We start from the raw sequence: 21,289 nt of genomic DNA on the forward strand, positions 1-21,289 counted from the left end.
TTCGCGCCTGACGTGGCGGCAGGTGCGCGTCAGGCGAAATTGACCGAGACCGCGCCAAAGGGGCCGAAATCTGCCTCGATCCGGGCGCCGGGCGGGCATTCGACCGGGCGGATGAAGCTGCCCGACAACACGATATGCCCCGGTTCGATGCTTTGCCCGTATTGCGCCATGCGGCGGGCCAGCCAGACCACGCTTTCGACCGGATCGTTCAGCACGCCGGCGCCCAGCCCGGTCTCCTCGATCTCGCCATTGCGAAAGGTCAGCGCGCCGACCCAGCGCAAATCGAACGCGTCTGGCGCATGGCGCTGCGCCCCCAGCACCACGCCCGCATTGGCCGCATTGTCGCTGATCGTGTCGCAGACATTGCGCGCGCGTCCCGTGTCGGGATCGACCCGCAGGATGCGGGTGTCGAGGATTTCCAGCGACGGGGCGACATAGTCGGTGGCCGCCAGCACATCGTCGCGCGTCACCTCTGCCCCGCCTAGCGGCGCCTTCATCACAAAGGCGATCTCGGCCTCGACCCGGGGCTGGATGAACCGCCCCTTGGGCACCATGGCCCCATCGTCAAACGCCATGTCGTCAAACAGGATGCCGCTGTCGGGAATGTCGATGTTGAGCGCATATTGCATCGCTTTCGAGGTCAGCCCGATCTTCCACCCGATCACGTGGCGCCCGGCGGTCTGCTTATGCGCCGCCAACGCCTGTTGGATGGCATAGGCATCGTCCATGTCCATGCCCGGATAGGCCAGCGACAACAGCCCGATCTGGCGGCCGGTTTCCTCGGCCTCGATCAGCCGCGCGGCGGCATCGGCGTGCTGTTCGGGCGTCATGCCTCGTCCTCCACCCCGTTGACCAGCGTGCCGACCCCCGTGACCTCGACTTCGACCACGTCGCCGGGTTTCAGGTAGCGCGGCGGATCGAACCGCGCGCCCGCGCCGGTGGGGGTGCCGGTGACGATGATGTCGCCGGGGTTCAGGGTGGTAAAGGTCGAGATATAGGCGATCTCGTCACGCACGGAAAAGATCATGTTGGCCAGCGCATCGTCCTGCCGCACCTCGCCGTTGACCCGGGTGGTGATCCGCGCCGCGTCGATCTGGGCGCGATGGGTGAAGGGCACGATCCACGGCCCGATCGCCCCCGATCGGTCCCAGTTCTTGCCTTGTGTCACGTTGAACTTGGCGTGCCGCACCCAGTCGCGAATGGTGCCCTCGTTGCAGACGCTCAGCCCGGCGATATGGTCATAGGCATCCTCGGCCCGGATGCGCCGGCCCCCCTTGCCGATGACCACCGCCATTTCGCCCTCGTAATCCAGCGTGTGGTTTTCGGGCGGGCGGATCAGCGGCTCGCCATGTCCGACAAAGCTCGACGCGAAACGCGGAAACAGCGACATGTATTTCGGCGCGGCGCTGCCATCCTTGTATTCCGCATTGCGGTCGGGAAAATTGACGCCAACACAGATGATCTTGCCGGGGTTGGGGATGGGCGGCAGGTAGGTGAAATCGCTATGCGTCACCGCCCGACCCATCGCCGCATGGGCAAGGTCACGCAGACCGCCCGCCGCGATCACCGCGCGCAGGTCGGGCCAGTGCGGGAAATCGGGCGACAGCGCCACGAACCCCTCGTCGCGGATGATGCCGTAAAGCTCCTGCCCGTCGGCGGCAATGGTGGCGAACTTCATGCTGTTCCTCTCGTCTGGCCCGGAAATCAAACCGGGAAAATCACGTTGGTCTGACCGGTGCCGGAGGAGGGGAAATACTCGGTCACCACCTCGCAGGGCTTGTCATAGCTGTCCCAGCCAAGCGCACCGTAGAGCATGGCGGTATCGTGCATCGCCCCCTCGCCGCAGCAAAAGCGCGCATAATCGCCCAGCATCTTGAGGAAGGTCGCATGATCGCCGCGCTTCCACATCTCGAGCACATGCAGGTCCATCTGCCGGTTGAATTCGGAACTGATGGTAAAGGTGCCATTATTGGCGGCATAGTCCTTGTTGGGCCAGATCTTGTGCGACAAGGAGCCCGAGGCCACCAGCAACACCTTGCTGTCGGAGGCCTCGACCGCGGCGCGGATCGCCTCGCCCACGATGCGGCTTTCGTCGTGGTCATGCACGGTGCACCAGGCCGCGACCGACACCACCTTCATCTGGTGTTCCCGGCTCATGAACCGCATCGGCACCAGCGTGCCGTATTCCAGTTCCAGACTGTCCAGATGATGCGCCAGCGTATAGGCACCGCGCGCGCTGGCCTCTTTGGCGATGGCATCGCCCAGACCCGGATTGCCCTCGTAGTCATAGGGCATGTTCTGGATGAACTGAGGAAACTCGTTCGAGGTGAACAGCCCCTGAAACCGGCTGTTTGCGTTGATGTGGAACCCTGCATTGATCACCCAATGGGTGTCGCAGATCACCACGGTGTCGGCGCCAAGCGCGCGGGCGCGGCGGGCGATCTCCAGATGCCCGTCGATGGCCGCCTGCCGCTTGCCCTTCACTGGCCCCTCCTGCTCCGACATCAGCATGGTCGGCACATGGGTGCATTTGGCGGCGAGTACGATTTCTCCCATTCTCTCCTCCGTCACGGGATGGTCGCGCGCTTCCCGGTGAGTGGTTCAGGCGCCGAGGCGCTGGATCTTGTGCTGGCCGGTGGCAAAGCCGATATGCTTTTGCTCCATGTAGAATTCAAACGACCAGTCGCCGCCGTCGCGGCCGATGCCGCTGGCCTTGACCCCGCCAAAGGGGGTGGGCAGGTGGCGCACGTTTTCCGAGTTCACCCAGATCATCCCGGCCTCCAGCTTGTCGGTAAAGCGCAGCGCGCGGGTCAGGTCGTTGGTCCAGAGATAGCCGGTCAGCCCATAGGGCGTGTCATTGGCGATTTGCAGTGCCTCTTCTTCCGTCGAGAACGGGATCGAGGTCAGCACCGGGCCGAATATCTCTTCGCGCGCGATGCGCATGTCGTTATACGCGCCGGTGAACAGGGTGGGGCGCACGAAATAGCCTTGATCACCGACCACCTCGCCACCCGCCGCAACGGTGGCGCCGTCCTGACGGGCAATGTCGAAATAGCTGGTGACCTTGGCAAAATGCTCCTCGCCGATCAGCGGCCCGATCTCGGTCGCCGGATCCAGCGGATGGCCCACCTTGATGTTGTTCACCCGCTCGACCAGCCGCGCCTCGAATTCCTCGCGGATCGTGTCCTGCACAAGCAAGCGCGAGGACGACGTGCAGCGCTCGCCGTTGATCGAGTAGATCATGAAGATCACCGCATCCAGCGCCCGCTCGATATCGGCATCGTCGAACACGATCACCGGGTTCTTGCCGCCCAGTTCCAGGTGCACACGCTTCAGCGTGTCGGCCCCCTGTTTCACGATCATGCTGCCGGTGCGGCTTTCGCCGACAAAGGCCACGGCCTTGATCAGCGGATGTTCGGTCAACGCCTTGCCCGCATCCTCGCCAAACCCGTTGACCAGGTTCAGCACTCCGGGGGGCAGGCCCGCCTCTTCGGCGATCTCGATCAACAGCCGCGCGCTCAGCGGGCTGAGTTCGGCGGGCTTGTGCACCACGGTGCAACCGGCGGCCAGCGCAGGGGCAATCTTCCACGTGGACAGCATGAACGGCGTGTTCCACGGCGTGATCACCCCCACCGGGCCTATCGGCACGCGGGTGGTGATGTTCATCAGCGTCGGTGACTTCAGATGCTGGCCGTCGCGCGCCTGTACCACCTGATCGGCGAAATAGCGGAAATTCTCGGCCCCGCGCAGCGCCGCCTTGGACATGAAGCGCCAGGCCTGTCCGGTGTCCCAGCATTCACACAGCGCAATCTCCTCGGCCCGCGCCTCGATCCCTTCGGCGATGCGGATCAGGATCGCGCGCCGCTCGGTCGCGGGCATGTCGCGCCAGGCGGGAAAGGCCGCATGCGCGGCCCGTGCCGCCGTATCCACATCGGCGGCATCGGCCCGCGCCACCGAACAGATCACCGACTTGTCGACCGGAGACGTGCTGTCGAACCGGCCCGCGCCGCCGGGCATGTCCTGACCGCCGATCCGGTTCATCACCCCGTCGCGGCGGAATCGCTCCAGATGTCGGTCAAGGTCGGCCAGCCGTGTGGTCAGGTCGGGCATCGGGAATGTCTCCTGCGGTGAGCTTATTATTCACATGTTAATGAAAATAACGGCGCGAGTCAACCCGGCGGCAGGCGTGACACTGCTGCGCTGCGGCATTTTCGCCCGACCTGTTTCGGCAAATTTGCAAATCTGGATTGGAAAAATGCCTGTTAGCGACCAAACAACCGGGAAAATCCGACACAAATCTGCCAAGTGTGTTTGATTTCGCCGCCCCCCTCCCGTAAAGCTGCGCGCCAAGCGGGACATTATTCAAATCAGATGCCTCGGCATCATGCGAAGCTCTCAGGGTTTCCGGGTATTTGCCCGGGCCGTCCCATGAAATAGGTAGGGCCCGCGACGGGATTCGGACACGAGAAGACGTAGCGATCACATGCAGAATTTCAGATTGAAAAAGGGATTGGACCTGCCGGTGAAAGGCGCACCGGTTCAGACCATTCATCCCGGCCCGGCAATCGGCTCGGTGGCCGTTCTGGGCGCCGATTATCTGGGGCTGAAACCCCGGATGCTGGTTCAGGAAGGCGACGAGGTTCGCCGGGGCACTCCGCTCTTTTGTCATAAGGATGCGCCCGAGGCGATGATGGTGGCACCGGTGACGGGCCGTGTCGCTGCGATCAACCGGGGCGCCCGCCGGGTTCTGCAAAGCGTTGTGATCGAGGTGAGCGATGCCGCCGATCCCGGCCTTGACTTTGCCACCACCGGCAATGGCAAGACGCGTGAGGGGCTGATCGAGAAGCTCTGTGCCGCCGGTCTGTGGACCGCGTTCCGCACCCGGCCCTATTCCAAGATGCCGGTGCCGGGCGATACGCCCGACGCGATCTTTGTCACCGCGATGGACAGTGAACCGCTGGCCGCGGATGCCGCCACCATCATCGCCGACGCGGGCAGCGCCTTTGCCAGCGGTCTGGCGGCGGTGGCGCTGCTGAGCGACGGGCCGACCTGGCTGTGTCACAAGCCGGGCGATGCGATCCCGGGCGGCGATGTGGCAGGCGTATCGGTGGCCACCTTCGACGGGCCGCACCCGGCGGGCCTGGCGGGCACCCATATCCATTTCCTGGCGCCGCTCTCGTCGGAAAAATCTGTCTGGACCATCGGGTATCAGGACGTGATCGCCATTGGTCGGCTGGTGGAAACCGGCCATCTCGACCCGTCGATGGTGATTGCCCTTTCGGGACCCGCCGCGCGCGAGCCGCGCCTGATCCGCACCATCATGGGCGCCTCGACCGGCGATCTGACCACCGCCGAGATCTCGCTTGACGCGCCGGTGCGTGTCATCTCGGGCTCGATCCTGAGCGGACGGCAGGCCGAGGGGCCGTTTGGCTATCTAGGTCGGTTCGCCCGGCAGGTGACCCTGATCGAGGAAGACCGCAAGCAGCACACGATGGGGTGGATCCTGCCGATGCCGTCGAAATTCGCGGTGCAGCCGGTGCTGGGCTCTGCCTTTTCGCGCAAGCTTTACAGCTTGACCTCGAACCTGAACGGGGGCCGCCGCGCCATGGTGCCCACCGGCACGTTCGAAGAGTTGATGCCGCAGGATTATCTGCCGACGCAGCTCTTGCGCGCGCTTCTGGTGATGGATACCGACACCGCGCAGGCACTGGGCGCGCTGGAGCTGGACGAAGAGGATCTGGGCCTTGTCGGCTTTGCCTGTCCGGCGAAATACGAATACGGGCTGGCGCTGCGCGACAGCCTCTCCAAGATCGAAAAGGAGGGCTGAGCCCATGGGGTTGCGCAACTTCTTTGACCGGATCGAGCCGAATTTCACCAAGGGTGGCAAGTACGAAAAGCTGTTCCCCATCTACGAGATGGTCGAAAGCTTTATCTACACGCCCAAGACGGTGACAACGGCGGCGCCGCATGCCCGGTCTTATGTCGATATGAAGCGGATCATGACCTATGTCGTGATCGCCACCATCCCCTGCATCCTGTGGGGGATGTGGAACACCGGCTATCAGGCCAATTCGGCCATCGCCATGCTGGGGGCCGATGCGGCGACCGGCTGGCGCATTGCCATCCTCCAGGCGCTTGGCATCTCGCTGGATGCGGCCAATCCGCTGGCCAATGTGGCGCACGGGTTCCTGTATTTCCTGCCGATCTACCTGACCACGCTGATCGTCGGCGGCATCTGGGAGGTGGTTTTCGCCACCGTGCGCGGGCATGAGGTGAACGAGGGCTTTCTGGTCACCTCGATGCTTTATACCCTGATCATGCCGGCCAGCGCGCCCCTGTGGCAGGTGGCGCTTGGCATCTCGTTCGGGGTGGTGATCGGCAAGGAAGTGTTCGGCGGCACCGGCAAGAACTTTCTCAACCCCGCGCTGGTCGGGCGTGCGTTCCTGTACTTCGCCTATCCCGCCAACATGTCGGGCGACAGCGTCTGGACCCCGGTCGACGGGTTTTCCGGCGCCACCGCGCTGGCGGTGTCGGCGGCGGATGGCTATCAACAGCTGGCGGCCAATGGCATCACCTGGATGGATGCGTTCTATGGCACCATTCAGGGCAGTTTTGGGGAAACCTCGACGCTCGCCTGCCTGATCGGGCTTGCCTTCCTGCTGATGACGAAAATCGCCAACTGGCGCCTGATCGTGGGCTGCATGGCGGGCATGATCGGCTTTTCGCTGCTGCTCAATGTCATTGGCTCGGACAGCAACCCGATGTTCGCCATGCCCTGGTATTGGCACCTGGTGCTGGGCGGCTATGCCTTTGGCCTCGCCTTCATGGTGACCGAGCCGGTTTCGGCCAGCCACACCAATACCGGCCGCGTGATCTATGGAGCGCTGATCGGGGTGATGGTGGTGCTGATCCGCGTGATCAACCCAGCCTTCCCCGAGGGGATGATGCTGGCCATCCTGTTCGGCAACGTCTTTGCGCCGCTGATCGACTATTTCGTCGTGCAGGCCAATATCAAACGGAGGGCGCGCCGCCATGTCTGAGACCGAGAGCAAGGGCGTGATCGCCCGTTTCCTCGCCGCGCCGCCGGATTCGGTGGGCAAGACCATCTTTGTCGCCGTGGCCGTCTGTCTTGTCGCCTCGATGATCGTGTCCTCGGCCGCCGTCGCCCTGCGCCCGGTGCAGGAGGTCAACAAGCTCAAGGACAAGCAGATGAACATTCTGCAGGTCGCGGGGCTGTTCGAGCCCGGTCAGAACGTGGCCGAGGCCTTCAAGGCGTTCGAACCGCAGGTGCTGGAACTGGCCACCGGCCAGTTTACCGACCAGTTCGACGCGGCCACATTCGATGACAAGGCCGCTGCCAACGATGCCGAGCTGAGCCGTGCGTTGACCGACGATCCCGCCGGGATCGGCCGTCAGGCGCTTTACCGCACCGTCTATCTGCTGCGGGACGAGGCCGGTGGTATCGACAAGGTGATCCTGCCGATCCACGGCTATGGCCTGTGGTCGACGCTTTATGGTTTCATCGCGGTCGAAGAGAACGGCAACGACATCTTTGGCCTGCAATTCTATCAGCATGGCGAAACGCCGGGCCTGGGCGCCGAGGTGGACAACCCGCGCTGGAAGGCGATGTGGAACGGCAAGAAGCTGCGCGACGATGCGGGTGAACTGCAGATCACCGTCGCCAAATCGCAGCCCGCCGCCGGTGCCGATTTCTATGTCGACGCGCTGGCTGGCGCCACGCTGACCTCGGTCGGGGTGGATAACCTGGTGCGGTTCTGGATGGGCGAGCAAGGCTATGCGCCCTTCCTCGAGGCCCTGAAAGCGGGAGAGATCTGATGAGCCAGACCAAGAAAGAACTGCTGGTCGATCCGCTGGTCGACAACAACCCGATCACGCTTCAGGTGCTGGGCATCTGCTCGGCGCTGGCGGTCACCTCGTCGCTGCAGGTTGCCTTTGTCATGGCGCTGGCGGTGACCTTCGTGACGGCGTTTTCCTCCTTCTTCATCTCGATCCTGCGCAACCAGATCCCCAGCTCGATCCGGATCATCGTGCAGATGGTGATCATCGCCAGCCTCGTGATCCTGGTCGACCAGATCCTCAAGGCCTATGCCTTTGAAATCTCGAAAACCCTGTCGGTCTTTGTGGGCCTCATCATCACCAACTGCATCGTGATGGGCCGGGCCGAGGCGTTTGCGATGAAAAACCCGCCGGTCGCCTCGTTCATCGACGGTGTCGGCAACGGGCTGGGATATGGCCTGATCCTGATGCTGGTGGGCGTGATCCGCGAGCTGTTCGGCTCGGGCAGCCTGTTTGGCGTGACCATCCTGCAAACCGTCAACAATGGCGGCTGGTATGTGCCCAACGGGCTGCTGCTGCTGCCGCCCTCGGCGTTTTTCGTGATCGGCCTGTTGATCTGGGCCTTCCGTACCTGGAAGCCCAAGCAGGTCGAGGAACGTGAGTTCAAGATCCAGTCGGTGGAGGCGCATTGATGGAAGGGCTGATTTCCCTCGCGGTCAAGGCCGTATTCGTCGAGAACCTGGCGCTCAGCTTCTTTCTCGGCATGTGTACCTTCATCGCGGTGTCCAAGAAGATCTCGACCGCACTGGGCCTGGGTATCTCGGTCATGGTGGTGCAGGCGATCACAGTGCCGGCCAACAACCTGCTGCTGAATACGCTCTTGAAACCCGGCGCGCTGGCCTGGGCGGGCTTTCCGGATGTGGACCTGACCTTTCTCGGTCTGATCTCGTATATCGGGGTGATCGCCGCGATGGTGCAGATCCTCGAGATGATCCTCGATAAGTACTTCCCGCCGCTCTACAACGCGCTTGGCATCTTCCTGCCGCTGATCACGGTGAACTGCGCCATCCTGGGTGGTTCGCTGTTCATGGTGGAGCGGGATTACAACTTTGCCGAGGCAACGACCTATGGCCTGTCCTCGGGCTTTGGTTGGGCGCTGGCCATCACCGCGATGGCGGGTGTGCGCGAGAAGCTGAAATATTCCGACGTGCCGGACGGGCTTCAGGGTCTGGGCATCACCTTCATCACCGCGGGGCTGATGGCGATGGCCTTCATGTCCTTCTCGGGCGTCAAACTGTAAGGGGGCGGACAGATGGAAACCTTTTCGCTGGGCGTCGTCCTCTTTACCCTGATCGTGATCGCGCTGGTTACCGTGATCCTGATGGCCCGCTCGCGGCTGGTCTCGACCGGCAATGTCAACATCACCATCAACGGCGAGAAAACCATCTCGGTCCCCGCCGGTGGCAAGCTGTTGCAGACGCTGGCGGCTGAAAAGCTGTTTGTGCCCTCGGCCTGCGGCGGCGGCGGCACCTGCGCGCAATGCCGGGTCAAAGTGCATTCCGGCGGCGGCTCGATCCTGCCGACCGAGGAAAGCCATATCACCAAGCGCGAGGCCGCCTGTGGTGACCGCCTGTCCTGTCAGGTCGCGGTCAAGCAGGACATGGATATCGAGGTGCCGGAGGAAGTGTTCGGCGTCAAGAAATGGCGCTGCAAGGTGCGCTCGAACGACAACGTCGCCACCTTTATCAAGGCGCTGGTGCTGGAACTGCCCGAGGGCGAGAACGTCAATTTCCGCGCCGGCGGCTATATCCAGATCGAGGCCCCCGCGCACCAGCTATCCTATACCGATTTCGATGTTCAGGACGAGTATCGCGAGGACTGGGACCGCTTCAATCTGTGGCAGTACAAATCCGTCGTCGACGAGCCGGTCGAGCGCGCTTATTCGATGGCGAACTACCCCGAGGAGAAGGGCATCATCATGCTCAACGTCCGGGTCGCCTCGCCGCCACCGGGCAGCAGCGACATTCCGGCGGGCAAGATGTCGTCCTACATCTTCAACCTGAAACCGGGGGATGAGGTCACCATCTCGGGCCCCTTCGGCGAGTTCTTTGCCCGCGATACCGACAAGGAAATGGTGTTCATCGGCGGTGGCGCCGGCATGGCGCCGATGCGCAGCCATATCTTCGACCAGCTGAAGCGGCTGAAGAGCAAGCGCAAGATCTCGTTCTGGTACGGCGCACGGTCCAAGAAAGAGATGTTCTTTGTCGAAGATTTCGACATGCTGGCCGCCGAGAACCCGAATTTCGAATGGCATGTGGCCCTGTCGGATGCGCAGCCCGAGGATGACTGGAAAGGGTATACCGGCTTCATCCACAACGTGCTGTTCGAAGAGTATCTCAAGAACCACCCCGCGCCCGAGGATTGCGAGTTCTACATGTGCGGACCGCCGATCATGAACCAGTCGGTGATCAACATGCTGCTGGATCTGGGCGTGGATCGCGAAGACATCATGCTCGACGATTTCGGGGGATGAACAAGATACACCGGTGCCGACAGGTACCGGTGTCTTCGTTTCCATCACCAAGATTATTCGACGAATAATCTTGGGAGAAAATTCGTAGAATTTTCTTGGGCGCCGCCCTAGCCGACGATCATCTGTTTCATTTTCAGCGCCTCGTATTCAAGCTCGCGCAGGCGGAAATTCACCACATCGCCTATGGTCACCATGCCGCAGAGCTTGCCGTCGCGCAGCACCGGCAGGTGACGGAACCGGCCTTCGGTCATCCGTTTCAGCACTGCGTTCAGCGTTTCGTCCGGCGCACAGGTCTGGACCTCGCGTGTCATCAACCCCTCGACCTGTTGCGGCAGCGTCTGGCCCGGCGTGTCCGCCATGCGGCGCACGATATCGCGTTCGGACAGGATACCCACCAGGGCGCCGTTCTGGTCGGTCACCAGCACCGCCCCGATCCGCTTGTCCTTCAACACGTTGACGACCTGCCCGATCGTGTCGCCCGGCCGAACCGAGAACACCGCGTCGCCCTTGCCGCCGAGCAGATCGGCAACGGTCGATTGCGACTGTGCCAGGTTCGAACTGGCCGACTGGCTATAGGTCGTCTTGTCGGCCTTGTCGCCACGGGTCGGGGCCTGATATGAGGATGGGGCCATGGGCTGGGTCTCCTGCTTTCTTGTTGCGGGTCAGCCCATCTTACCCCGGCATCCCGATCCGCAAAGGGCCAATCGGCCGCAGCCAGGACAAAACCGCAGCCAGCCCATGTTCGACACCCTGTACCTGACCCCGGCCAGCGCGGCGCTGATCTTCTTTGTGGTGGTGGTCTGTGGCCATGGCTACCGCAAGAGCTGGAAGGCCGAGCCGCCCGTTCCGCGCTGGCATCTCTGGGCCTATGGGGTGCCGGCGGCAATCGGCCTTCTGACGCTGGCCTTCCTGCCGCTCAAGGGCTGAGCCGGTTTGACTCCACCGCGCCGCTGGCCTATGCCGCAGCAGCGAAATATCCGAGGTTGGCCCATGTCCCGTTGGCTTGCACTGCCCGTTGCCCTCATGCTGTCCGGCTGTCTTTTCGATGCCGAGCCGGAGGTGGTGAAACTCTCTGGCGACACGATGGGAACGACCTATCATATCACGGCCATCGGCGAAGACCTGGACCCCGAAGCGCTGGGGGCCGCGGTCGAGGCGACATTGGCCGACGTCAATGCCAAGATGTCGAACTGGGATCCGAAATCCGAAGTTTCGACCTTCTCGGCCCGCGCGGACACGGCGCCGATGCAGGTCTCGCCGGAATTCGTCACAGTGATCGGGGCCGCAAACGAGGTTCATGAAAAATCGGGGGGCAAGTTCGACATCACGCTGGGCCCGCTGATCGAGCTTTGGGGTTTTGGCCCGCGCAAGCCCGAGGATCCGATCCCTTCGGATTCCGAGATTACCGCTGCGCTTGAGGGCGTTGGACAGGCAAGGCTGCTGACGCTGGACCAAGCCACCAGCACGCTGGCCAAGGCGCGGCCCGAGACAGGTATCAACCTGAGCGCAATCGCCAAGGGATACGGTGTCGATGCGGTGGCCGAGACGTTGCGCGGGTTCGAGATCGACGACTACATGGTCGAGATCGGCGGCGATCTGGTGACACGCGGCAAGAACGACAAGGGCGAGGCCTGGCGCATCGGCATCGAGCGGCCCGACCATGGCGCGCAGAGCGTGCAACTGGTGGTACCTGTCAGTGATTACGGCATGGCCACCTCGGGCGATTATCGCAACTATTTCGAGCATGAGGGCCAGCGCTATTCCCACATTCTCGATCCGGTAACCGGGCGCCCGGTCACCCATCGCACCACCTCGGTCACCGTGATTGCCGACAGCGCCATGATGGCCGATGCCTGGGCCACCGCGATGCTGGTTCTGGGGCTGGACCAGGGGCTGAAGGTCGCAGAGGCGCATAAACTTGCCGTGTTCTTCATCGAAAGGGATGCGCAGGGCGGCGCCGAGGCTTATATGACGGCGCAGAGCAGCGCATTCGCCGATCTGCTCAACGCCGCCGACTGACACCGCGAAAGGGTTTCGCCATGACGACCTTCCTGCTGGCCTTCTTTCTGCTGATGATTGTCGTGCTGGGAATGTCTCTGGGCGTGATGCTTATGGGCAAGCGGATCAAGGGCAGTTGCGGTGGGCTCAACGCGATCTCGGGGGCGGACCGCTGCGTCGTCTGCTCCAAGGAGATCGATCCCGACAGCCCGCTGCGTGAGCGGCTTCAATGCCCGCGCGCCCGCAAGATGGCAGAGCAGCTAGAAGCGCAAAAGGGCAGCTAATCCTCATCTAATCCTGCTTTTGGCTGTTCAAGGTATACGGTCATAGACGGGTTTATACCAGCGAGAGCCCTTGCGCTGGTGCTGTTCCGTCTCGCGCTGTTTTATCCGTTCAACCGGTCAAGCCGAGCCTGAACCGAAAGGCCGTGCGCCTCGAGGCTTTCCGAACGCGCCAACTGCGCCGCCGCCGGGCCGATGGCGCGCAGTGCCTCGGGGGTCATGCGCGACAGGGTGGTGCGCTTGAGGAAGTCCATCACGCTCAAGCCGGAAGAGAACCGGGCCGAGCGCGCGGTGGGCAGCACGTGGTTCGGGCCACCCACGTAATCGCCGATCGCCTCGGGCGTATACTGGCCCAGGAAGATGGCGCCGGCATGCACGGTTTTGGCCGCCAGCGCCTCGGGATCGGCGACGCACAGCTCCAGATGTTCCGGTGCGATCCGGTTCGACAGCGCCGCCGCCTCGTCCAAGTCCGAAACAGTGATGACGGCGCCGAAATCGCGCCAGCTGACCCCGGCGATGGCGCGGCGTTCCAGTGTCTCCAGCCGCTTGTCCACCGCATCGGCCACCGCCCGGCCAAAACCGGCGTCATCGGTGATAAGGATCGACTGGGCGCTCTCGTCATGTTCCGCCTGAGAGAGGAGATCGAGCGCGATCCAGTCGGGGTCGTTATCGCGGTCTGCAATTACCAGAATCTCGGAAGGGCCGGCGATCATGTCTATGCCCACCTTGCCGAACACCCGCCGCTTGGCCGCTGCAACAAAGGCGTTGCCGGGGCCGGTGATCTTGTCGACAGGCGCGATGGTATCGGTGCCATAGGCGAGCGCGGCAATCGCCTGCGCGCCGCCGATGCGATAGACCTCGTCAACGCCCGAGATCTGTGCGGCCAGCAGGACCAGCGGGTTGACCTGGCCATCCGGCGTGGGCACGGCGATGGCCAAACGGCCCACGCCCGCCACCTTGGCCGGGATCGCATTCATCAGCACCGACGAAGGGTAGGAGGCCAAACCACCCGGCACGTAAAGCCCTGCCGCCGAGACCGCCGACCAGCGCCAACCAAGCCGCGCGCCAGTGTCGTCGGTCCAGTCCGCGTCCTGTGGCATCTGCCGTTCGTGATAGGCCCGGATGCGCGCGGCGGCCAGTTCCAGCGCGGCGCGTTCGGGGGCAGGCACCTCTTCGAGAGCCTGTGCGATCTCTTCGGCAGAGAACCGCAGCGTCTGTGGTGTCAGCGTGATACGGTCGAACCGCTCGGTCAGCTCGATCACCGCCGCGTCGCCACGGGTCCGCACATCGGCAATGATGTCCGCCACCACCGCATCGACATCCGGGCTGTCCTCGCGCTTGGCACCCAGGAGGGCGGCAAAGGCGGTCTCGAAATCGGGCTGACGGCTGTCGAGGAACTGGGGCATCGGGCTCTCCTTTGGCGCTGACATAACCGGACTGTCCGTCCGCCTCAAGCGTCACACGCTGCGGCGCGGCAGCGCGCGGTGGGTTCAGTCGCCGAGAGCGTTCAGCAGGCGAGTGTCTTGGTCATCGGATGACCCAGTATCCAGCGGCCTTGCCGGGCTGGGCCATCGGCCTGCCAGCCACGCGACAGGTAGAAATCGCGCGCAGTGGCCGTGCTGGTCAAAACCCCGCGCGTGATGCCCTGATCTCTCAACCGCGCCTCCATCCCGGCCAGCAGGGCCGCACTGGCCCCCTGACCGCGACAGGCGGGATCGACATAGTTGAGCGTGATGCGCCCGGTACCAGCGCCCCGGTCGATCTCGGCCAATGCGCCTACGGCCGCAATCTGACCAGCGCGGATGAGCAGCCAGAACTCCCAACCCTCTGCCATCATCTGCGCGCGCAGCGCCTGCGGCGTCTTGTTGGCGCACCAGCGCGCAATCGCCTCGGCATTGCCGCCATGATCGGCAGTGCATAGCTGGCTGATCGAACGGGTCAGCACCCGCGACATGTCGAAAAGGTCAAAGGGGGTGGCCCGGCGCAACAGCTCGCCCCCGGTGCCGGCGGGGGAAAAGGCCTGCGATATCCCCCGCTTGTTCTGCATCAGTCCGAGTGATGCGGGGCCCGGCGCGAGGGGGCCAGATAGGGCCGGGTCACGTCCTTGAGCGTGACATCCACCGCCTCGACCATCAGCCGGATGGCGCCATCGCCCGCCAGCGTCAGGAGGAGCTGCCCGGCGCCATCAGTGTCCGGCTCGAATGTCACGGACAGCAGCGACAGAACGGTATCGGTGTCGGACCGGTCGATACCCTGACTGGCAACGCCCAGCACGCTGTCGATCACCAGCAGCGACTGCACCCGCTCGTACCCGCGCCCACGCTTGTCGGCGGCGGCGCGATCCTCCCACCGGAACCGGTTCAGCAGCAGGGCAAACCGGCGCGAGCCGGGGCGCCAGGACATTTCGGTGATCGGAAACACCGCGTCCTGTACCAGCGTCGAGATGATCTTGAGGTCCTCGCCATCCTCGGCGCCCAGGTTCAGCGGCGCCTCGCGCCCGTCCTTGAATGTTGCGTCCGACATCAGCCTTTGATCCGTTCGATTTTGGCGCCCACCGCTTCGAGCTTTTGCACCACATGCTCATATCCGCGGTCTAGATGATAGACCCGGCTGACCAGGGTTTCCCCTTCGGCGGCCAGCCCCGCCAGGATCAGCGACACGCTGGCGCGCAGGTCGGTGGCCATCACCGGCGCCCCCTTCAGCCGTTCAACCCCGCGCACGGTAGCTGTCCCGCCATGTACCTCGATCCGGGCGCCCATGCGGGTCAGTTCGGGCGCATGCATGAACCGGTTCTCAAAGATCTTCTCCTCCAGCACGCTGGTGCCTTCGGCCGTACACAAGAGCGCCATCATCTGGGCCTGCAAGTCGGTGGGAAACCCTGGGAAAGGCTCGGTGGTGACATCGACGGCCGAGACGCGGCCATTGCGGCGGCTGACCTTGAGGCCCTTGTCGGTCTCTGCAACGTCGATACCGGCGGCGTCCAGCTTTTCTACAAAGGCACCGATCAGGTCGAGCCTGCCCCCCAACAGCTCGACTTCTCCGCCGCAAATGGCGGGGGCCAGCATATAGGTGCCCAGTTCGATCCGGTCGGTCACCACCTGGTGAGTGGCCCCATGCAGCCGGTCGACGCCCTGGATTTCGATGGTCGAGGTGCCCTCACCCGCGATCTGCGCGCCCATCGCGCGCAGGCAGTGCACCAGGTCCACGATTTCGGGTTCGCGCGCGGCGTTCTTGAGTACAGTGGTGCCCTTGGCCAGCGTGGCGGCCATCACCATGTTCTCGGTCGCGCCGACCGAGGCAAAGCGCATCTCGTGTACCGCTCCTTTCAGCCCGCCGGGCGCCTTGGCGTGCAGATAGCCGTCGCGCAACTCGATCTCGGCCCCCAGCGCCGCGAGCGCCTCGATATGCAGATCCATCGGCCGGGCGCCGATGGCACAGCCACCCGGCAGCGAAACCACGGCCTGGCCCAGCCGCGCAAGCATCGGCCCCAGCACCAGATTCGAAGCGCGCATCTTGCGCACGATATCGTAATCGGCGGTGTGACTGGTCAGGTCGTGGCTCGACATCGCCAGCACCTTGCCGTCCTGCAGCGACGACACCTCGGCCCCCAGCGACTGCAACAGCAGCGTCATCGTCTTGATATCCGAGAGGCGCGGCGCGTTGGTCAGCGTCAGCGGTTCGTCGCTGAGCAGCGTAGCGGGCATCAATGCGAGGCAGGCATTCTTGGCCCCTGCAATCGGAATCTGGCCATTCAGCGGCCCATTGCCGGTAACGAGAATCGAATCCATCTGCTCTTAACCTTTTTTGTTTTGGTCCGCACCGACCTGGGCGGTTCGTGCCTTGGCCTGCGCCTTGCGCCGGGCCAGATTGGCCTTGAGCGCGGCCTTGAGCCTGTCCTCGCGGCCAGCGGGTGCGGATTTGCTTTTCGAAGGGTTTTTTTGCTCTGCCATGACCTTTCTCTACAGGAGGCGAAAAAAACCGTCCAGATGCCCTTGCGCCGCGTTTCGTTTGAGTCTAATCACCCGCTCACCGCGACGCTGCGAGCCCGGATATGGAGATGGCCGCGTCGGCACAGTGAGTTACCTTGGCTCAGGGGAATGACATTCCCTAGTCATGGGCAGGCTCAAAGTTGTGAAGGTGTTGAAATAGAGGGTTCATTCAGAGCCCGCTTGAAACGGTGTAACGCCGGGGATAGCAATCTGAAGAAAGGTGTGCTGCTGTAGCTCAGTGGTAGAGCACTCCCTTGGTAAGGGAGAGGTCGACAGTTCAATCCTGTCCAGCAGCACCAGAAACTCCTGAAAACAAACGAAAAATCCACTCTCTTAAACGGATTTGTCTACCCATCCAGCAATGCTGGATAAGTGCTGGATGGGTGTTCCTGATTTGGTCCCGTGTCTGCTTGTCTGGGGGCGCAGACCTACGGCGATTTTTCTCTCTTCGGACTAATCACCGCGTTCGCAAATGTTGCCGCCACCGTGCTGGACGAAAGGGTTTGCATCGCGCGCCTCCTGGACGCCGAGCACACTTCTTCGATTGCCTGAGCACCGTGTCATCGCCGATCCCAAGGCCCAAACGGTGCAAGAGCCGCGCAGCAGACCGCCCGCCGGTCGCATGCCCAAGATGGCCGACAATCCCCCCGACACGTGAGGTGCGCCGCGGATAGGGGCGTGCAATCGAGGCGATCTGGTTAGAGAAAGCCCGGCGCGGGCAAACGGGCGGAAAACGTCGCAACGGCAAACCACAAGATCAACCATTACCTTGTCTCCATGCGCGGAATAATCTTTGAGACACCGACGCTGCCAGCCGTGACGGTGTTGTGAATGCTATCCATAGTCTGGGCAGATGCCGTTTGGTGCGAAACTGCCCGCTACAATCCACCCGCTAGATTCGCTTTGCGCAACGCTTTGAACCGAAACATCGCCTCCGGGCAACCTGTGCCTCTTCGAAATCATGACTATCCCTTACGATTTTTCAAATATCAGGTTAGTGTCGCCACACAAATTGAGGATGGTCCGGTGAAAGGCCAAAAGGATACGCGTGTTATCGTGAAGCGATTGGATACGAATGCAGCGACCGTTAGACGCCCAATGATCTCGAAGTCCCGGGGCGGATACCCGGCTGCAAGCTCAGTCTGACGCTTTGGTATGGCTGCCCAACAAGATCGACCTGGCTCTTGGGTCCAGTTTCGCCGAATTGATGTCGTAGCGACCGACCTTACGCATCACATCTCTCAATGAGTCAAATTCGTCTAGATAGCGCCATACGATGGGCGAGGTGAAGGGGGTGCGCTGGCGGCTTGTGATGCCGAAGGTGGTGCCGCGCAGGTACTGCAGTTGACCGCGACCGACCGGGTAAAGGACTGTCTCGACCAAAGCGTCCCGGGCCAGTGACTGGTACTCCAAAACAAAGATCCTATTCCCCAGCATCGCAACCCGACCCTCATATTTTGACAGATAGAGACTGCCGTCGTCAGGGTCGACCGAGCGTTCGAAAGATCGGGAGCGCACCATGCCATCGAATTCATCCAAGCGAACAATCGCGCAGATGATCGAGTTCTCCCATGTTTCAGTAAGAAAGTAGCTCAAATAATAGCCCAGATAACGACGAAGCGGGATAGTCTGACCGCGGAAGGCCGCGTCGAACCCGCCTCTTTGTTGACTGCCCCGTTGCGGACCCGCCAGTTTACCCGCAACCGAGGGGTGGCATTCGAATTCGTCGATCGGCAGGTGAAACTCGGCCGGACGCACGCCGAAATGTGTGGCGATCTTGCGCAAGTTGGCCGGTGAGGGACGTGCTGCGCCGCTGAGATACTTGCTGAACTGTTGCCGGTTGACGCCGATCTGTCGGCAGATGGCCGAGACCGAGGATTCGGTCGAGCACAAGAGCTTCAAGTTTGTCGCAAAATCATCTTCCATCGGCACGCCCGTCCACGCGTATTCCGATCCAGATTAGTTTGCGACATGAAGTCAGAATAGCATAAAATCGCATACACATGCTAAAGCTTGCTAAATTGCTGAAAAGCAGCACCTCAGATGAACTCCGTGACAACAAATGCGTCGGGTAGGCGCTTACTCAGTCAGGGAGACAATCAATGACCACACCCAATATCTCATGGACCAGAATCGGCCTGCCGCGTCGGTCTTTCCTGAAGGGCGCGACCGCGCTTGGAGGCCTGGCGGCTACGGGCCTGATGCTGCCACGCCCGGCCCATGCGGCAGAGGGTACGCTAAAGACGCGCACCTATGCCGACATCCGGTCGATGGACCCGGCGTTCAGCCAGGGCGTCGTGGATGAGGAAATCCAAGCCGCGATCTACAACAAGTTGATCCAGTATAATCCGGGCCGCCAATGGGGGTGGCAGCTGGACGCGGCGGACATGATCGAACAGGTCGACGACACGCACATCAACTTCGCGCTCAAGGACACGATCGGCTTCACGAATGGCTTTGGCGCGATGACGGCCGAAGATGTGAAATTCTCATTCGAGCGGATCATCGACGACACGCTTGAATCGACCAACAAGCCAGACTGGGGCCCTCTGGACCATGTCGAGGTGACGGGAGAGCGGACCGGAACAATCGTTCTGAAGAACGCGTTTCAGCCGCTGTGGTCGATTACGCTGCCCTATATCGCGGGAAACATCGTGTCGAAAGCGGCGTTTGAAAGCGTCGGCGGCAAGATAGACACCCAGCCGGTGGCAACTTCCGGCCCCTATCTGCACGCTGGATGGGAACAGAAGCAGAAGACCACCTTGCGCCGCAACCCTGACTGGCAGGGCGAACCGGCTGCCTTTGACGAGATCCAGATCTACCACATCGATGACGAGAAAGCGGCAGAGATCGCCTTTGAAGCAGGCGAGATCGACTTCACCCGCGTCAGTCTGGATTCGGTAGAACGTCTGAAGTCGTCGCCGATCGAAGGCACAACCCTCGACGAGTATCCATCGCTCTATTACGTCTGGGTCGGCATGAACCTCGACAACCCGAAGATGGCCAATCCGAAGCTGCGGCAGGCGATCCAGTATGCCATTGACGTGCCAACAATCATGGCGGCAGCCTATTTCGGCGCGGCGGAGCCGTCGACAGGGATCATCGCGCCGGGCCTGCCGGGCCATCGCGAGACCTCGCTGACGGGTGCTGCCGCCAATTTGGAGAAAGCGCAGGCGCTGATGGCGGAGTCCGGCGAGGGCAACGTATCGCTGACCATAAGTGTCCTGAACAAATCCGCGAACGTCACCGCGGCGCAGATCATTCAGGCCAACCTGGCCGCCATCGGCATCACGCTGGAGATAAGCCTCCATGAAGGCGCGACCTTCTGGGAACTCGGAAGCGACGCCAACGTCGAAATGGTCCTGAACCGCTACTCCATGACGCCGGACCCCTACTACGCGACGTCCTGGTTCATCAGCGAACAGGCCGGCATCTGGAACTGGGAGCGTTTCAAGAACGAGGAGTTCGACGCTCTGCACCTGACCGCACAATCCGAGGCCGATCCGGTCAAGCGGGCTGAGATGTATGTCCGCGCACAGGACCTGATGGAAGAAAGCGGTGCCTACAAGTTCCTGACCCATGAAGCGACGCCGGTGATCTACCGAAACAGCATCGTTCCGGCGCTGCGCCCGGATGGCCTGCCACTCTACCGATACTTCGGCGCGGCCTGAGGTTCCTCCCTGAACCTACGGGGCGCGGCTCAACACCGCGCCCCCCTTTTCAAGACAGGGAGACAGGTAGGCAATGTTGTCATACGTCATCAAAAGGATCGGTCTGGCGGCAGTCATCACGGTTCTGGCCGTAAGCGCGCTGTTCCTGATCGTGCACATGATCCCCGGCGATCCGGTGTCGACTATGCTGGGGCCCCGCGCGACCCCGGAAATGCGCGCGGCGCTCGAGGCACGGATGGGGCTCGACAAGCCGCTGATCGCTCAAATCGGCCTTTTCTTCGCAAACATGCTGCGGGGCGATCTGGGCATGGACGTGTTTTCCAACCGTCCGGTGACGGATATCGTGTTGAATCAGGTGCCCTATACGTTGACGCTGATCCTGGTTTCCATCAGCTGGTCGGCGGTTTTGGGTATTGCGCTTGGCTGCTACTCTGCCGTGAACCGTAATTCCCTCGGCGACCGCTTGACCGGAATCCTCTCCGTTTCGGTCATTGCGGTTCCGGCCTTTGTCGTCGCGCTCTATTCGCTGCTGATCTTTGCGGTGAAGCTTCAATGGTTTCCGGCTATCGGGGCGGGCGACGCTGGCGACTGGGGCGATCAATTGCATCACCTCGTCCTGCCAAGCCTGGCCATAGGTCTCAGCTGGGTCGGCTATATTGCACGGCTCGTACGGGCCTCGATGCTGGAAGTGCTGGGCGAGGGGCATATCCGCACCGCGCGCGCTTTCGGCTTGCCAGAAAGACGGATTGTCTTTGGCTACGGGCTGCGCCTTGCCATCCTGCCCACCGTGACTGTGATCGGGGTCGGCATGGGCTTCCTGCTGTCAGCGGCGGTCTTCACCGAGATCGTCTTTTCCCGCCCTGGTCTGGGCAAGCTGGTGATCGACAGCATCACCACCCGTAATTACCCGGTGGTCATGGGTTCGGTCCTGTTTTCCACTCTGATCTTCGTCGCCTCGACCACGCTGGCCGACATCATCAACGCCATTCTGGATCCCCGGATCCGTGCCGGCAAGTGAGG

Annotated in this window: 22 protein-coding genes and 1 tRNA gene; 12 read left to right on the forward strand and 11 right to left on the reverse strand. The window is 62.4% G+C overall.

Annotation, left to right across the window (positions count from 1 at the left end):
• Window positions 1-29: 29 nt before the first annotated feature.
• Genes hpaH through hpaE form a run of 4 tightly spaced genes read right to left on the reverse strand, consistent with a single transcriptional unit; the run spans window position 30 to window position 4,110 of the window.
• Window positions 30-830, reverse strand: coding sequence for a 2-oxo-hept-4-ene-1,7-dioate hydratase (gene hpaH / locus MB818_RS16975; RefSeq protein WP_238905831.1), 801 nt, complete (start codon window positions 828-830; stop codon window positions 30-32).
• Window positions 827-1,678, reverse strand: coding sequence for a fumarylacetoacetate hydrolase family protein (locus MB818_RS16980; protein WP_238905833.1), 852 nt, complete (start codon window positions 1,676-1,678; stop codon window positions 827-829). The genes hpaH and MB818_RS16980 overlap by 4 nt, the downstream gene beginning before the upstream one ends.
• 26 nt (window positions 1,679-1,704) lie before the next feature.
• The gene (hpaD, locus tag MB818_RS16985) at window positions 1,705-2,556 is read right to left on the reverse strand and encodes a 3,4-dihydroxyphenylacetate 2,3-dioxygenase (RefSeq protein ID WP_238905835.1); all 852 of its coding nucleotides are present in this window, start codon (window positions 2,554-2,556) and stop codon (window positions 1,705-1,707) included.
• A 45-nt stretch (window positions 2,557-2,601) separates the two neighbouring features.
• Window positions 2,602-4,110, reverse strand: a complete 1,509-nt coding sequence (gene hpaE, locus MB818_RS16990) for a 5-carboxymethyl-2-hydroxymuconate semialdehyde dehydrogenase (protein ID WP_238905838.1) — start codon at window positions 4,108-4,110, stop codon at window positions 2,602-2,604.
• Window positions 4,111-4,483: 373 nt separating this feature from the next.
• Here hpaE and MB818_RS16995 point away from each other — a divergent pair, with 373 nt between their 5' ends.
• The 6 genes from MB818_RS16995 to nqrF are packed head-to-tail and all read left to right on the forward strand — an operon-like array spanning window position 4,484 to window position 10,330.
• On the forward strand, window positions 4,484-5,827 hold the full coding sequence (locus MB818_RS16995) for a Na(+)-translocating NADH-quinone reductase subunit A (RefSeq protein ID WP_234217319.1): 1,344 nt from the start codon (window positions 4,484-4,486) through the stop codon (window positions 5,825-5,827).
• A 4-nt stretch (window positions 5,828-5,831) separates the two neighbouring features.
• Window positions 5,832-7,040 (forward strand): NADH:ubiquinone reductase (Na(+)-transporting) subunit B, encoded by a 1,209-nt coding sequence (locus MB818_RS17000; RefSeq protein ID WP_234163597.1) that lies wholly within the window; start codon window positions 5,832-5,834, stop codon window positions 7,038-7,040.
• A complete protein-coding gene (locus tag MB818_RS17005; RefSeq protein WP_234140226.1) occupies window positions 7,033-7,836 on the forward strand; it encodes a Na(+)-translocating NADH-quinone reductase subunit C in 804 nt (267 codons plus the stop codon). Before MB818_RS17000 ends, MB818_RS17005 begins: the two co-directional genes overlap by 8 nt.
• Window positions 7,836-8,489, forward strand: coding sequence for an NADH:ubiquinone reductase (Na(+)-transporting) subunit D (locus tag MB818_RS17010; protein ID WP_234140225.1), 654 nt, complete (start codon window positions 7,836-7,838; stop codon window positions 8,487-8,489). The genes MB818_RS17005 and MB818_RS17010 overlap by 1 nt, the downstream gene beginning before the upstream one ends.
• Entirely contained in the window at window positions 8,489-9,097 is a 609-nt protein-coding gene (gene nqrE / locus MB818_RS17015; RefSeq protein WP_011241816.1) for an NADH:ubiquinone reductase (Na(+)-transporting) subunit E, read from the forward strand. Before MB818_RS17010 ends, nqrE begins: the two co-directional genes overlap by 1 nt.
• Window positions 9,098-9,109: 12 nt before the next feature.
• Window positions 9,110-10,330, forward strand: a complete 1,221-nt coding sequence (gene nqrF / locus MB818_RS17020) for an NADH:ubiquinone reductase (Na(+)-transporting) subunit F (RefSeq protein ID WP_234163595.1) — start codon at window positions 9,110-9,112, stop codon at window positions 10,328-10,330.
• 107 nt (window positions 10,331-10,437) lie between these two features.
• Here the strand turns inward: nqrF and MB818_RS17025 are convergent, their stop codons facing one another.
• The gene (locus MB818_RS17025; RefSeq protein WP_234140222.1) at window positions 10,438-10,962 is read right to left on the reverse strand and encodes a CBS domain-containing protein; all 525 of its coding nucleotides are present in this window, start codon (window positions 10,960-10,962) and stop codon (window positions 10,438-10,440) included.
• A 106-nt stretch (window positions 10,963-11,068) separates the two neighbouring features.
• Here MB818_RS17025 and MB818_RS17030 point away from each other — a divergent pair, with 106 nt between their 5' ends.
• The 3 genes from MB818_RS17030 to nqrM all read left to right on the forward strand — a co-directional run bounded on the left by MB818_RS17030 (window position 11,069) and on the right by nqrM (window position 12,612).
• On the forward strand, window positions 11,069-11,257 hold the full coding sequence (locus MB818_RS17030) for a hypothetical protein (RefSeq protein ID WP_234143713.1): 189 nt from the start codon (window positions 11,069-11,071) through the stop codon (window positions 11,255-11,257).
• 63 nt (window positions 11,258-11,320) lie between these two features.
• Complete coding sequence (locus MB818_RS17035) at window positions 11,321-12,349, forward strand: FAD:protein FMN transferase (protein ID WP_234168145.1); 1,029 nt, start codon at window positions 11,321-11,323, stop codon at window positions 12,347-12,349.
• A gap of 20 nt (window positions 12,350-12,369) precedes the next feature.
• Entirely contained in the window at window positions 12,370-12,612 is a 243-nt protein-coding gene (gene nqrM, locus MB818_RS17040) for a (Na+)-NQR maturation NqrM (RefSeq protein ID WP_234163592.1), read from the forward strand.
• 101 nt (window positions 12,613-12,713) lie between these two features.
• On the opposite strand, the gene hisD is transcribed toward nqrM, so the two are convergent.
• From hisD to MB818_RS17065, 5 genes are all read right to left on the reverse strand, one after another.
• On the reverse strand, window positions 12,714-14,015 hold the full coding sequence (hisD, locus tag MB818_RS17045; protein ID WP_234176884.1) for a histidinol dehydrogenase: 1,302 nt from the start codon (window positions 14,013-14,015) through the stop codon (window positions 12,714-12,716).
• 101 nt (window positions 14,016-14,116) lie between these two features.
• Window positions 14,117-14,656, reverse strand: a complete 540-nt coding sequence (locus MB818_RS17050) for a GNAT family N-acetyltransferase (RefSeq protein ID WP_234140213.1) — start codon at window positions 14,654-14,656, stop codon at window positions 14,117-14,119.
• Complete coding sequence (locus tag MB818_RS17055) at window positions 14,656-15,132, reverse strand: DUF2948 family protein (RefSeq protein ID WP_234140212.1); 477 nt, start codon at window positions 15,130-15,132, stop codon at window positions 14,656-14,658. Before MB818_RS17055 ends, MB818_RS17050 begins: the two co-directional genes overlap by 1 nt.
• Window positions 15,132-16,397: a UDP-N-acetylglucosamine 1-carboxyvinyltransferase gene (murA, locus tag MB818_RS17060; protein WP_238905840.1), complete on the reverse strand. Its 1,266-nt coding sequence runs from the start codon at window positions 16,395-16,397 to the stop codon at window positions 15,132-15,134. The genes MB818_RS17055 and murA overlap by 1 nt, the downstream gene beginning before the upstream one ends.
• 6 nt (window positions 16,398-16,403) lie before the next feature.
• The gene (locus tag MB818_RS17065; protein ID WP_234140210.1) at window positions 16,404-16,559 is read right to left on the reverse strand and encodes a hypothetical protein; all 156 of its coding nucleotides are present in this window, start codon (window positions 16,557-16,559) and stop codon (window positions 16,404-16,406) included.
• A gap of 263 nt (window positions 16,560-16,822) precedes the next feature.
• Between MB818_RS17065 and MB818_RS17070 the strand changes: the two genes are divergently transcribed.
• Window positions 16,823-16,897 (forward strand) — tRNA-Thr (locus tag MB818_RS17070).
• Between the two features lie 838 nt (window positions 16,898-17,735).
• On the opposite strand, the gene MB818_RS17075 is transcribed toward MB818_RS17070, so the two are convergent.
• Window positions 17,736-18,524, reverse strand: a complete 789-nt coding sequence (locus tag MB818_RS17075) for a helix-turn-helix domain-containing protein (protein WP_234140209.1) — start codon at window positions 18,522-18,524, stop codon at window positions 17,736-17,738.
• Window positions 18,525-18,700: 176 nt separating this feature from the next.
• On the opposite strand from MB818_RS17075, the gene MB818_RS17080 reads away from it, so the two are divergent.
• Complete coding sequence (locus MB818_RS17080) at window positions 18,701-20,269, forward strand: ABC transporter substrate-binding protein (RefSeq protein ID WP_234140208.1); 1,569 nt, start codon at window positions 18,701-18,703, stop codon at window positions 20,267-20,269.
• Window positions 20,270-20,342: 73 nt separating this feature from the next.
• The gene (locus MB818_RS17085; RefSeq protein WP_234140207.1) at window positions 20,343-21,287 is read left to right on the forward strand and encodes an ABC transporter permease; all 945 of its coding nucleotides are present in this window, start codon (window positions 20,343-20,345) and stop codon (window positions 21,285-21,287) included.
• Window positions 21,288-21,289 lie beyond the last annotated feature (2 nt).

The organism is Ruegeria alba (genome assembly GCF_022321465.1).
In the GTDB taxonomy this organism is placed as follows: Bacteria; Pseudomonadota; Alphaproteobacteria; order Rhodobacterales; family Rhodobacteraceae; genus Ruegeria_B; species Ruegeria_B alba.